Annotated in this window: 11 protein-coding genes; 7 read left to right on the top strand and 4 right to left on the bottom strand. The window is 67.3% G+C overall.

Features of this window, described 5'->3' with window-relative positions:
- Window positions 1–17: 17 nt before the first annotated feature.
- A complete protein-coding gene (locus LDO54_RS33690; protein ID WP_224016452.1) occupies window positions 18–305 on the bottom strand; it encodes a hypothetical protein in 288 nt (95 codons plus the stop codon).
- 27 nt (window positions 306–332) lie between these two features.
- Between LDO54_RS33690 and fba the strand changes: the two genes are divergently transcribed.
- The 5 genes from fba (at window position 333) to LDO54_RS33665 (ending at window position 5559) form a co-directional block, all read left to right on the top strand.
- Window positions 333–1397, top strand: coding sequence for a class II fructose-bisphosphate aldolase (fba, locus tag LDO54_RS33685; protein ID WP_224016449.1), 1065 nt, complete (start codon window positions 333–335; stop codon window positions 1395–1397).
- A gap of 198 nt (window positions 1398–1595) precedes the next feature.
- Entirely contained in the window at window positions 1596–2486 is an 891-nt protein-coding gene (locus LDO54_RS33680) for a phosphoribosylaminoimidazolesuccinocarboxamide synthase (RefSeq protein ID WP_224016447.1), read from the top strand.
- A gap of 76 nt (window positions 2487–2562) precedes the next feature.
- Window positions 2563–3081 (top strand): 5-(carboxyamino)imidazole ribonucleotide mutase, encoded by a 519-nt coding sequence (gene purE, locus LDO54_RS33675; protein ID WP_224016444.1) that lies wholly within the window; start codon window positions 2563–2565, stop codon window positions 3079–3081.
- A gap of 196 nt (window positions 3082–3277) precedes the next feature.
- Window positions 3278–4495, top strand: coding sequence for a 5-(carboxyamino)imidazole ribonucleotide synthase (locus LDO54_RS33670; RefSeq protein WP_224016441.1), 1218 nt, complete (start codon window positions 3278–3280; stop codon window positions 4493–4495).
- Between the two features lie 14 nt (window positions 4496–4509).
- Entirely contained in the window at window positions 4510–5559 is a 1050-nt protein-coding gene (locus LDO54_RS33665; RefSeq protein ID WP_224016437.1) for an L-threonylcarbamoyladenylate synthase, read from the top strand.
- 95 nt (window positions 5560–5654) lie between these two features.
- Here LDO54_RS33665 and LDO54_RS33660 read toward each other — a convergent pair whose 3' ends face one another.
- The 3 genes from LDO54_RS33660 to dacB form a co-directional block, all read right to left on the bottom strand.
- A complete protein-coding gene (locus LDO54_RS33660) occupies window positions 5655–6911 on the bottom strand; it encodes an SGNH/GDSL hydrolase family protein (RefSeq protein WP_224016434.1) in 1257 nt (418 codons plus the stop codon).
- 117 nt (window positions 6912–7028) lie between these two features.
- Window positions 7029–7946, bottom strand: a complete 918-nt coding sequence (locus tag LDO54_RS33655; RefSeq protein ID WP_224016432.1) for a sterol desaturase family protein — start codon at window positions 7944–7946, stop codon at window positions 7029–7031.
- A gap of 494 nt (window positions 7947–8440) precedes the next feature.
- Entirely contained in the window at window positions 8441–10261 is a 1821-nt protein-coding gene (gene dacB, locus LDO54_RS33650) for a D-alanyl-D-alanine carboxypeptidase/D-alanyl-D-alanine endopeptidase (RefSeq protein WP_224016430.1), read from the bottom strand.
- A gap of 524 nt (window positions 10262–10785) precedes the next feature.
- Here dacB and LDO54_RS33645 point away from each other — a divergent pair.
- The gene (locus tag LDO54_RS33645) at window positions 10786–11448 is read left to right on the top strand and encodes a response regulator (protein ID WP_224016428.1); all 663 of its coding nucleotides are present in this window, start codon (window positions 10786–10788) and stop codon (window positions 11446–11448) included.
- A gap of 16 nt (window positions 11449–11464) precedes the next feature.
- Complete coding sequence (locus LDO54_RS33640) at window positions 11465–12766, top strand: ATP-binding protein (RefSeq protein ID WP_224016426.1); 1302 nt, start codon at window positions 11465–11467, stop codon at window positions 12764–12766.
- Window positions 12767–12824: the final 58 nt, after the last annotated feature.

The following is a 12824-nucleotide window of genomic DNA, read 5'->3' as shown; positions in this document are numbered from 1 at the left end:
TTGGTATCAGATCGGCGTTAGATAGGTGCTGGATAGGCGCTAAATCGCAGCAAAATCCCCGCATTTTCCCCGAAATTGCAGTCTGCGCGCAGATGAGGCGGCGCGCGGGCTGTCAATTCTTTTTGCATCTTCTCGCCGATCTGACGTTCCGATACGCCAATTTCATGCCAGTTACGCGATCGGCGCGGGAATTGCAGTGGCTTCGCGATAAAATCACGGCATTGAGCCCGCGTCGCGACACGCGGGGCGGCGGCTGCCAGGCCGCCCACGACCGGCTGCGCAAGACGGCCGGCGGCACGAAGCAATTCGTTTCAAATCAAAGGAGTAGCACAATGCCTCTCGTTTCAATGCGTCAACTGCTCGACCACGCGGCCGAGAACGGCTACGGCTTGCCGGCGTTCAACGTGAACAACCTGGAGCAGGTTCAGGCGATCATGGAAGCGGCGAACCAGGTCGGCTCGCCGGTGATCATGCAAGCCTCGGCAGGCGCGCGCAAATACGCGGGCGAACCGTTCCTGCGTCACCTGATCGAAGCCGCGGTCGAGTCGTTTCCGCATATTCCGGTCGTGATGCACCAGGATCACGGCCAGTCGCCGGCGGTCTGCATGGCAGCGATCCGCAGCGGTTTCACCAGCGTGATGATGGACGGCTCGCTCGAAGCCGACGGCAAGACGGTTGCATCGTACGAATACAACGTCGATGTGTCGCGTAAAGTCGTGGAAATGGCGCACTCGATCGGCGTCACGGTGGAAGCGGAACTGGGCGTGCTCGGTTCGCTGGAAACCATGAAGGGCGACAAGGAAGACGGTCACGGCGCCGAAGGCACGATGACGCGCGAGCAGCTCCTGACCGATCCGGAGCAGGCCGCCGACTTCGTGAAGCTCACGCAGTGCGACGCGCTGGCGATCGCCATCGGCACCTCGCATGGCGCGTACAAGTTCTCCAAGAAGCCCACGGGCGACATCCTGTCGATCCAGCGCATCAAGGAAATCCACGCGCGCATTCCGAACACGCACCTCGTGATGCACGGTTCGTCGTCGGTGCCGCAGGAACTGCTGGCCGAGATCCGCGAATTCGGCGGCGACATGAAGGAAACGTACGGCGTGCCGGTGGAGGAGATCCAGGAAGGCATTCGTCACGGCGTTCGCAAGATCAACATCGACACCGACCTGCGTCTGGCGATCACGGGCGCGATCCGTCGCTATATGTACGAAAATCCGTCGAAGTTCGACCCGCGCGACTACCTGAAGCCGGCTCGCGAAGCCGCGAAGAAGGTTTGCGTGGACCGCTTCCTCGCGTTCGGCTGCGAAGGCCAGGCTGGCAAGATCAAGCCGGTCTCGCTGGATGCGATCGCCGCGAAGTACAAGTCGGGCGAACTCGCGCAGATCGTCCGCTAAGCGGTGGTCGCGCGGGGCGCGCCGGCCAGTCCGGCGCGCGCCCGCAGCGAGTTGCAACGTCGCCGTTTCCGCCAGTTTCGGGGGAACGGCGATGAGCTTTTTAGCGGTTTTTAGTTTACCCTCGCATTACTTTCCGGATTCCGGCCGTCCGCGCCGGTCCCGCTTCCGTTTCGATTGTTCTTTTAGCGAATCACGACGATGTCTACCCTCTACGAATCCACGCTCCGCTCGCTGCCGCTTCTGGGCCGCGGCAAGGTCCGCGACAACTACGCCGTGGGCGACGACAAGCTGCTGATCGTCACCACCGACCGTCTGTCGGCGTTCGACGTCATCATGGGCGAGCCGATTCCGCGCAAGGGCGAGGTGCTCAACCAGATGGCCGACTTCTGGTTCGAGAAGCTCAAGCACGTCGTGCCGAACCACCTCACGGGCGTCGCGCCCGAAACCGTGGTGGCCGCCGACGAAGTCGAGCAGGTCAAGGGCCGCGCCGTGGTGGTGAAGCGCCTTGAGCCGATCCTCGTCGAAGCCGTGGTGCGCGGCTATCTGGCCGGCAGCGGCTGGAAGGACTATCAGGCAACGGGCGCCGTGTGCGGCGTCGAGCTGCCGCCGGGCCTGCAAAACGCGCAGAAGCTGCCCGAGCCGATCTTCACGCCCGCCGCGAAGGCCGAAATGGGCCATCACGACGAGAACATCACGTACGACGAGATGGAGCGCCGCATCGGCACCGAACTCTCGCGCACGATCAAAGAGATCTCCATCAAGCTGTACAAGGAAGCCGCCGACTACGCGGCGACGCGCGGCATCATCATCGCCGACACCAAGTTCGAATTCGGTCTGGATAACCACGGCCAGCTGTTCCTGATGGACGAGGCGCTCACGGCCGACTCGTCGCGCTTCTGGCCCGCCGACCAGTATCAGGTGGGCTCGAACCCGCCGTCGTTCGACAAGCAGTTCGTGCGCGACTGGCTCGAAACCCAGGATTGGGCGAAGGAGCCGCCGGCGCCGAAGCTGCCGGAAGACGTCGTCGAAAAGACCTCGGCCAAGTATCAGGAAGCGCTCGAGCGCCTCACGGGCCAGAAGCTGGCCTGAGGCCTAAGGCTGATGTACGCGGATGGCAGTCGCTTGAGGCCGCCATCGCAGTGAATAGAAGGAAGAAGGAAGCACAATGAGCGAAGTTCAGACGGCTCACCAGCATGCGGCACCCCTCGTCGGCGTGTTGATGGGTTCCAGCTCCGACTGGGAAACGATGAAGCACGCGGTCGCGATCCTGCAGGAGTTCGGCGTGGCGTACGAAGCCAAGGTCGTCTCGGCGCACCGCATGCCCGACGAGATGTTCGAGTACGCGGAGAAAGCGCGCGAGCGCGGCCTGCGCGCGATCATCGCGGGCGCGGGCGGCGCGGCGCATCTGCCGGGCATGCTGGCGGCCAAGACCACGGTGCCCGTGCTCGGCGTGCCGGCGGTCAGCAAGTATCTGAAGGGCGTGGACTCGCTCCATTCGATCGTGCAGATGCCCAAGGGCGTGCCGGTCGCGACCTTCGCCATCGGCGAGGCGGGCGCGGCCAATGCGGCGCTGTTCGCCATCTCGATGCTGAGCGTGACCGACCCGGAATACGCGAACAAGCTCGCGGCGTTCCGCGTGCGCCAGAACGAAGCGGCGCATGCGATGGTGCTGCCGGCGCTCTGAGCGCCGTGCCTTAAGTGCTGAAATTGGCGCAGATCGATGTGATTTGACGTCATTTGAAGTCTTGTTGCTCCATCGGGCGCCGCCTGAAGTGACACCGTCGAAGGCCGGCATCGCGTCCGGCCTTCGACGTTAAACCCCCGGACTGGACCGCGCGACGTACCCCACGCGCCGCGGCCAGCCGCGACCGACCACGAAGATGACTCCTGACAATTCTCCGGTTTCACCGATCCTGCCCGGCGCTTGGCTGGGCATGGTGGGTGGCGGCCAGCTCGGCCGCATGTTCTGCTTTGCCGCTCAGGCGATGGGCTATCGCGTCGCCGTGCTCGACCCGGACGCGACCAGCCCCGCAGGCGCGGTCGCCGATCGCCATATTTGCGCGGCCTACGACGACGAAGCCGCGCTGACCGAACTCGCGCGCCTGTGCGCCGCGATCTCGACTGAGTTCGAGAACGTGCCCGCCGCGAGCCTCGACGCGCTCGCCAAATCGACCTTCGTGAGCCCGGCCGGACGCTGCGTGGCCGTCGCGCAGGACCGCATCGCCGAGAAACGCTTTATCGCGGCGTCGGGCGTGCCGGTCGCGCCGCACGTGGTGATCGAGTCGTCGCAGGCGCTCGCCGGTATCGACGACGCGACGATCGCCGCCGTGCTCCCCGGCATCCTGAAAACGGCGCGCATGGGCTACGACGGTAAGGGCCAGATCCGCGTGACGAATGCCGACGAAGTGCGCGAGGCGCATGCGTCGCTCGGCGGCGTGCCGTGCGTGCTCGAAAAGCGTCTGCCGCTCAAGTTCGAAGTCAGCGCGCTGATCGCGCGTGGCGCGAACGGCGCGGCCGTGGTCTATCCGCTCGCGCAGAACACGCACCGCAACGGCGTGCTGTCGCACACGATCGTGCCCGCGCCCGACGCGAGCGAGGCGCTCGTCAAGCAGGCGCAGCAGGCAGCGCTGCAGATCGCGGCGAAGCTCGGCTACGTGGGCGTGCTGTGCGTGGAGTTCTTCATCCTCGAAGACGGTTCGCTGGTCGCCAACGAAATGGCGCCGCGTCCGCACAACTCCGGCCACTACACGACCGATGCCTGCGCGACGAGCCAGTTCGAGCAGCAGGTGCGCGCGATGACGGGCATGCCGCTCGGCGACACGCGCCAGCACTCGCCGGCCGTGATGCTCAATATTCTCGGCGATGTGTGGTTCCCGGCCGGCGCCGGCGAGGCGAAGGCGCAGAAGGGCGCCGCGCCCGTCACGCCGCCGTGGGACCAGGTCGCGGCGATGCCCGCCGCGCGCCTGCATCTGTACGGCAAGGAAGACGCGCGTCCGGGCCGCAAGATGGGCCACGTGAACTTCACCGCGCCGACGCTCGACGAAGCCCGCACGGCCGCACGCGATTGCGCGCGTCTGCTGCATATCGTCACGAGCTGAGGACGCCGCGCATCATGTCCGATCAGCCGCATTCCGCCGCTTCTTCCGCGGTTTCGACATTGACCGATGCCGATATCGAGCACGCCGCCACGCTGCTCGATGCGGGCGAACTGGTCGCGTTTCCGACCGAGACCGTCTACGGCCTCGGCGGCGATGCGGCGAGTCCCGAAGCCGTCGCGCGCATCTACGCCGCGAAGGGGCGTCCCGCCAACCATCCGGTGATCGTGCATCTGCCGCCGGGCGGCGATCCGCAGTATTGGGCCGCCGAATGGCCGGAAGCCGCGCAAAAGCTCGTCGATGCGTTCTGGCCCGGCCCGCTCACGCTGATCGTCAAGCGCCACGCGCGCATTCCCGATGCGGTGAGCGGCGGCCAGGATTCGGTGGGGCTGCGCTGCCCGTCGCATCCGGTCGCGCAGAAGCTGCTGGCCGCGTTTTCGGCGCGGCGGGGCGGACATGGCGGCGTCGCGGCGCCGTCGGCGAACCGCTTCGGCCATGTGAGCCCGACCACGGCGCAGCACGTGCGCGACGAGTTCGGCGCGGCGGTGCATGTGCTCGACGGCGGCGCGTGCGACGTGGGCATCGAATCGACGATTCTCGATCTGTCGCGCGGCTTCCCGGCGCTGCTGCGTCCGGGCCACGTGAGCCCGCACGATATCGCGCGCGTGCTCGGCGAGGCGCCGCGTCTGCCCGATGGTTCGGACGCCACGGCGCCGCGCGCCTCGGGCACGCTCAAGGCGCACTACGCGCCGCGCACGCCGCTGGCGCTGCAGCCGTTCGAGGCGCTGGAGCCGCAGCTCGCGGCCGCGCGCGACGCGGGCGAGACGGTCGCGCTGGTGGCGCGGGCTTCGCGTGCGGGTGCCTGGGCGCAGACGGCCAACGTGCATTTCGTGGCCGCGCCGGAAGAACCGCAGGCGTATGCGCGCGAGTTGTATGGCCTGCTGCGCGCGCTCGATCGGGCGAATGTCACGCGCATTCTGATCGAGAAGCTGCCGGAAACGATCGAGTGGATCGCTGTGAATGATCGGCTCGGGCGCGCGGCGGCGGCGTTTGAGGCGCAGGAGTAGGGTGGGTGTAGCGCATAACGCTCGCTCCCCAAACAAAAAGCCCGGCTTTCCAGGCCGGGCTTTTTTTCGCCCTCAAACAATGCAGGGCGGCGAACTTACTTCCCAAGCCCCTTGCTCGCAATCGTCTGCTCGACGTATTGCGCGAACAGCGCATGCGTGTGCGTGCTCGGGTGGACCGTGTCGGCGAACACATAGGTCTGGTCCGCGTTCGCCACCGTGTAGCTCTGCGGCGAGCAGAACAGCGACGACTGGAATTGCTCGCCGTACTCCGCGGCCGTCATGCCGTTTTGCAGCACTTGCGGATACTTCTGCGCGTAGGCCGTGGCGTTCTGCGCCATCAGCGTCAGGTTACAGGCCGTGCCGGTGTTGGTGACCGTGAAGCCATTCGCCTGGGCGTTCGGCAGCACGACGGTGTCGAGCCACGTGAACGCATCGGCGAGGATCACCGCGTTCGAGCTGAGCGCCGAGGCGAGCGCCGTCTCGACGATGCCGTTGTACGCCGCCGTGATGCCGGTCAGCAGCGCGGCCGCGCCGGCCGACTTCGCGTTCGCGGCCACGCCGAGCGGCGTCTGGCCGATATCGGGCACGGTCATGAAGACGACGTGCTTGCCGCCCGCCTGCAGGATGGTCTGAATCTGCGTGACCATCGCGACGGCCGCCTGGTAGACCTGCGCGTTGTTCTTCTGCAGGTAGGCGGCGATGTACTGCACCTGGCCCGCCTGCGTGTTCGGCAGCTTGCCGGCCGCGACGTAGGTCGGGTAGTCGGTTTGCAGCGCCGTGGCCAGCGCCGTCAGATTCGCCGTCGTTGCGTACTGGAAGATGTCGTTCGCGCCGCCGTTGATCAGCACGAGCTGGCCGTCGTTGAAGCTCTTGTAGGTGCTCAGGTAGTTGCTCACCTGCGTCTCGACCGGCACGGTCGTCGCTGCCGCGTTGTTCGCCGCCCAGCCTTCGCCTTCGGGGAAGGCCGCGCTGACGTCCGAGCCGCCCTGCGCGTAGCCCAGGCCGCCAGTGGCCGTGAGCGGCAGGCCGAAGCCGCCTTCGTAGGCCGGCGTGATGGTGCCGCCGTAGTATTCCGCGATCTTCTGCACCCAGATCTCGCCCGGGTTCGTCGTGAACTTGCCGCCGCCGAAGCCCGGCAGGATTTGCGGCGAGTAGGTGCCGACGTCGGAGAGGCTGTCGCCGAACGACACGACCTGCAGTTTCACGCCGCCCGCCGGCGTCGTGCTCGCGCTGCTGCTGTTGTCGTCGCCACCGCCGCCGCCGCACGCGGCGAGCAGGGCGAAAGCGGCGCTCGCGAGAGCGATCTGGGTGGCGCGCAGCAGCGTACGGTGTCTCGTTCCTTGGTGCTTCATATTCACTTCATCTCCGTGTTTTGTGGCTTGATGGCCACTGCTTCAATGCAAACTGCCGGTCGAATCTGGCTTCTGTGCTTCGTTCCCCGTTCCCTGTCCGGCAGCCTGCGCAATCTCCTAAGGCTCGCGCGGCTCGCGCTCACGCCCGCTGGTGCGGTCCATCGCGGCGCTTTGCGCGGCGAGCACAAGATCGTGGCGCGCGCACCAGTCGGGCGGCGCGAACAGCGCAGCAAGCCGCGTGCGCCAGTCCGGCATGCGCGCGCAGTCGCGCGCCATCGCGATCCATTCGTGAAAGCTCGCCTTCAGCGGGTTATCGGTGTCGAGCGGCTTGACGATGCCGTAGACGGGCGGCTCGTGCGCATCTTCCTCGACGTAGCTGCCGAACAGCCGATCCCAGATCGCCAGCACGCCGGCGTAATTGCGGTCGATATAGCGCTCGTTGCGCGCGTGATGGACGCGATGCATCGACGGCGTGTTGAACACGTATTCGAGCCAGCCGAGTTTCCCGATGGCCTGCGTATGCACGAAGAACTGGAACGCGAGATTGACGAGCACGATGCTGACGATCTGCATCGGCGTGAAGCCGATCACGGCGAGCGGGATCCAGAAAATCCACATGCCCGCGACGGGATACATCAGGCTCTGGCGGAAGGCGGTGGAAAGATTGAGGCGTCCCGACGAATGATGGACGACGTGCGCGGCCCACAGCCAGCGCACGCGATGGCTCGCGCGGTGAAACACGTAGTAGAGCAGGTCCTGCGCGACGAACAGCACGAGCCAGGCGAGCCAGCCGGGATGCCAGTCTGTCAGTCGCCCGTGGCGCCAGACCCACGCGTAGACGGGAATCGCGACGAGCCACGCGAGCTTGTCGGCGCCCTGGTGCATGAGCGCGAGCGCGGCGTTGCAGAGCGTGTCGGGCCAACTGTAGAGGGCCGCGCCGGGGCGCGAGCGGGCGAGATGCCAGGCTTCCCAGCCGATGCAGGCGAGAAACACGGGCGCGAGCGCGAGCAGCAGCCATTGTGCGTCGAACTGCACGAACGTCGTCCTCCAGGTCCCGTGTGCGGCGCTGGCGCCGCGTTGTTGTGTGTCTCGTCTCCAGAGAGCCGTCGCGGTCCCTTCCCGGTGCAAGAGGGCGTACGCGCGGCCGCCGGTGCGCGACGCATCAACTGACGCGCTACCGGACTTTGCCCGTCAGGGTACACGCGTGCGACGCGCGACGCTCGGGGCTTTGCTAGAGGAAATCTTCGAGGCAGGCCGCCGCGCGGGGCGCGGGCGGTGAGTGTCGCAACGGGAGATACGAGGATGCCGCAGGCCGTCGCGGCGTGCGTTGAGGGCGGCTTTTGCGAGCAGGAAAACGGGGCGCAACGTGGCGAACGGTGGTGCGAGCCGCGCTGCGGCCCGCTTGCGCGCGCGGTGTGCGAACGTTGCGCGAGCGCTCGGGAAAGCGCTCAGAGAAGTGCTCAGGACAGCGGACGGAACGCCGTGGCGGCGCGCCGTCCGCGCGCGCTCGATGCGCGCTCAGCTCACGCTTATTGCGCGGCGTGGTGCTTCTTCGCGGCCTTGCCGGACGCTTTGGCCGACGTCTTCGCGGGCGCTTTCGCCGAAGCCTTCGCGGGCGCCTTTTCCGAGACCTTCTCCGACGTCTTGCGGCCAACCGTTTCGCTGACGCGCTCGACCTTCACGCCTCTCACGGCGTGGCCCGCGCGCGACGCCTTCGTCGCCTTGCGCGGATGCGGATCGACATACACCGGGTGCTCCTCGGGCATGCCCTTGTAGACCCATTCGAGCAGCGCATCGTGAGCGGCGCGCGCGCCTTCCGCGCGCGGATCGTTGATCAGGCTCACGACGATCCAGCTCGAACCGTTCTCGGCGGCCACGTAGCCCGCGATCGCGCGCACGTCGCGCAGCGTGCCGGTCTTGATGTGCGCGTTGCCGCCCACGCCCGCGTTGGTGAGGCGGTTGCGCATCGTGCCGTCGACGCCCGCCACCGGCAGCGAGTCGATGAAGACCTGCGCGACCGGGCTCGCGTTCGCCGTCTGCAACAGGTTCGCGAGCGAGAGCGCGCTGATGTGCTCCTCGCGCGACAGGCCGCAGCCGTTGTCGAGCACGAGTTCCGGCATCGAGAGGCCGTTGCGGTGCAGGAAGTTCGTCACGGCCGAGGCGGCCTTCGCCGTGGTTGAAGGCGGCTTGCCCTCGACAGCGCCGAGCGTGAGGAACAGATTGCGCGCCATCACGTTGTTGCTGAATTTGTTGATGTCGTGCACGACGTCGCCGAGCGGCGGGCTCTGGTGCACGGCCAGCAGGCGCGCGCGCGGCGGGACCACGCCTTCGTGCGTCGTGCCCGCGAAGCTGCCGCCCGCCTGTTGCCAGAGCGCGAGGAAGCCGTCGGCGAAGAAGGTCGAGTGATCGACGGGCGCGGCCATGTTGAGCGTGCGCGCGCCGCAGCGCATCGCGTAGCTGCCGTCGAAGCTCGCGGTGACCACGCCGTTCGCGCCGGGCGTGACCTGCGGGCTCGGCAAGATGCCGCGGCACGCGCCGGGGCGCTCGTGGATCTGGTTGTCGATCTGCCATTGCGCGACCGGCGGCACCACGTCGATCGACACGCCTTCGCGCGACGGCGAGAACGTGAAGGACACCGATTTGAACGCGTACATCAGCGGATCGGGGCCGACGTTGTAGGGCGCGCTTTCGTCGCCGTCGAACGAGGGCAGGTCGCGCGTGGACGGATCGAACTCGCTCTTGTCGAGCACGAGCGCGCCGTCGATGCGCGTGATGCCCGCCGCGCGGATCTTCTGCACGAGGTCGATCAGTTCTTCGGGCACGAGCTTCGGATCGCCGGTGCCCTTGATGTAGAGATTGCCGTGCAGCGTGCCGCTCGCGTCGACGTCGCCGTCGGTGTAGGCCGAGGTCTTCCAGCGGTAGTCGGCGCCCAGCATCGCGAGGCCGCTCCAGGTGGTGACGAGCTTCATGGTCGAGGCGGGCATCATCGGCTGGCCGGCGTTGACGGCCAGGCTCGGCTGACGGTCGCCGACTTTTTCGATCACCACGCTCACCGACGAAAGCGGCACGTGCGCGCGTTCGAGCCCCGCCATCACCGAAGGCGGCAGCACGGTGCTGACGTTGACGGTCGGCGTGCGCGCTTCAGTGGGCTGCGCCCAGGCGGCGGGCGCGGCGCAGAACGCGGCGCTCAGCGCGGCGCAGACGAGCGTGAGCGACAGCGTGCGGCTCGCCTTGCGGGCGGGCGTGCTTGTGGACTTGAAGCTGGCAGCCTGGCGCGACGGCAGGCGCCAGAAGCGGCTCAGGGAGCGAAGGGGGCGAAGAGAGCGCGGGGACGACGAAACGGGCGGCATGAAATGCGTTGGGCGAGTGCGGGCAGTGCAGGGCCGCGCGCGGCGAGCGCCTTCTAAGGCGGCTTCGGGGGTGCGCGCGGACGCGGATTCAAGGGCGCGAAGCGTTTGCGATGCACGCGGCGGCGGCGTCGGTTGCGCGATCAGGCGCGAGCCGGGCTGGGAAGCGCGTCAGCATCGCGGCGCCGCGCGCCGCAAAAGCGCCCATTGTAAAGACCTCGCGCGGCGTGCGCGCATCGTCGGCGACAAAAGTGATGAAAGCAGGGGCGAAAGGCGCAATAAAAACGCGATACGCGCGCTTGTCATCGGGAAGTAATGACGAAGCAGGCGAGATGCAAGCAGATAACGCGCCTCGTGCGCGCTGGAAGCGATCGACGAGCCATCAGCAAACAATCGGGATGCAATCGCGACGCAATCGGGAACCCATCGCACGCCACATCGGCGTGGCGCTGTCGGTGCCGCGCTAGAATGCACCATCGTTATCCCGCAACGCGGTGCCGCGCGCGCCGCACCGTTATTTCACTACGATGCGCATACTGCTAGTCGAAGATGACCGCATGATCGCCGAAGGCGTGCGCAAGGCGCTACGCGGCGAGGGCTTTGCGGTCGATTGGGTCGAGGACGGCGAAGCCGCGCTCTCGGCCGCGAGTGGCGAAAGCTACGACCTGATGCTGCTCGATCTCGGGCTGCCCAAGCGCGACGGCCTCGACGTGCTGCGTACGCTACGCGCGCGCGGCACGGCGCTGCCCGTGCTGATCCTCACGGCGCGCGACGCCATCGCCGACCGCGTGAAGGGTCTCGACGCGGGCGCCGACGATTACCTCATCAAGCCCTTCGATCTCGACGAACTCGGCGCACGCATGCGCGCGCTGATCCGCCGTCAGTCGGGGCGCAGCGAATCCACCATTCGCCACGGCTCGATCACGCTCGATCCGGCCTCCCACCAGGTGACGCAGGACGGCGCGCCCGTGGCGCTTTCGGCGCGCGAATTCGCGCTGCTCGAAGCGCTGCTCGCGCGGCCCGGCGCGGTGCTCTCGAAGAGTCAGCTCGAAGAGAAGATGTACGGCTGGGGCGAGGAAATCGGCAGCAACACGGTCGAGGTCTATATCCACGCGCTGCGCAAGAAGCTCGGCGCCGATCTCATCCGCAACGTGCGCGGCCTCGGCTACATGATCGCGAAAGACGCGTAAGGACACACGCGCACCAATGAGTTCGATTCGACGACAACTGCTGTTCTGGCTGCTCGCGATCGTGGTCGCGGGCGTGAGCCTCGCGGGCTGGCTGATCTACCGCCAGGCGCTCGCGGAAGCCAACGAACTGTTCGACTACCAGCTGCAGGAAATCGCCTCGGCGCTGCCGTCCGAGCCCTTCAACGAGATTCTGTCGTCGCGCGACACCGGCACCGAAGGCATCGTCCTGCAGATCTGGAATCGCAACGGCGTGCTGATGTACTACTCGCATCCGCGTGCGCCGCTCGCGCCGCGCGCGGAACTGGGCTTCTCGACCGAGAAGACCGATCGCGGCGACTGGCGCGTCTATGGCGCGATCGTCGGCGACAACGTCGTGCAGCTCGCGCAGCCCGTCTCGGTGCGCAACCGGCTCGCGGCGAACGTCGCGCTGCGCACGCTGTGGCCGCTGATCGTGCTGCTGCCGTTTCTCGGCCTCGCCGTGTGGATGGTGGTGGGGCGCGGCCTCAAGCCGCTGTCGCGCGTCGCGCGCGCGCTCGACACGCGTCATCCCGAGGCGCTCGATCCGCTGCCCGAGGAGCGGCTGCCGCGTGAAGTGATGCCGCTCGTGCACGCGCTCAATGCGCTGCTCGAACGGCTCGCGCACGCGCTCGACACGCAGAAGGCCTTCGTCGCCGATGCCGCGCACGAATTGCGCACGCCGCTCGCGGCCGTGCAGATCCAGGCGCAGCTGGTCGCGCGCGCGAAGGACGACGACACGCGCCGCGAAGCGCTCGGCGATCTGCAGGCGGGCGTCACGCGCGCCACGCGTCTCGCGGAGCAACTGCTCGCGCTCGCGCGGTCGGAACCGGACGGCCATGCGCGTGCGCGCAGCGTCGATCTGCACGCGCTGCTCGACGATTGCGTGCTCAACTACGCGCCGCTCGCGCAGCAGCGCGGCGTGGATCTCGGCATCGAGGAAAGCGCCGATGCGCACGTGGACGGCGACGCCGACGCGCTGCGCGTGATGTTCAACAATCTGCTCGACAACGCCACGAAATACACGCCTGCGGGCGGCCGCGTGGACGTGAGCCTGCTGGTCGACGACGGCCATCCGCTCGTACGTATCGCGGACAGCGGCCCGGGCATTCCTGTCGACGAACGCGCGCGCGTGTTCGACCGTTTCTATCGCGTGGGCGCGGGTGCGAACCGCGCGCGCACCGATGTCGCGGGCACCGGGCTCGGGCTCGCGATCGTCAGACGGATCGCCGATCAGCACGGCGCGGCCATCGCGCTCGGCGACTCGCCCGCGGGCGGTTTGCAGGTCGACGTGCGCTTCTGAGCATTGGCGGATCGCTTGAAGATCGATGCGCGCGCAATCAAAATCCGCTTGGGCGCAG

The sequence above is a fragment of the Paraburkholderia tropica genome (genome assembly GCF_914484835.1).
In the GTDB taxonomy this organism is placed as follows: Bacteria; Pseudomonadota; Gammaproteobacteria; order Burkholderiales; family Burkholderiaceae; genus Paraburkholderia; species Paraburkholderia tropica_A.
Note: the sequence above shows the minus strand (reverse complement) of the source record. Positions and strands in the feature narration are given on the sequence as shown.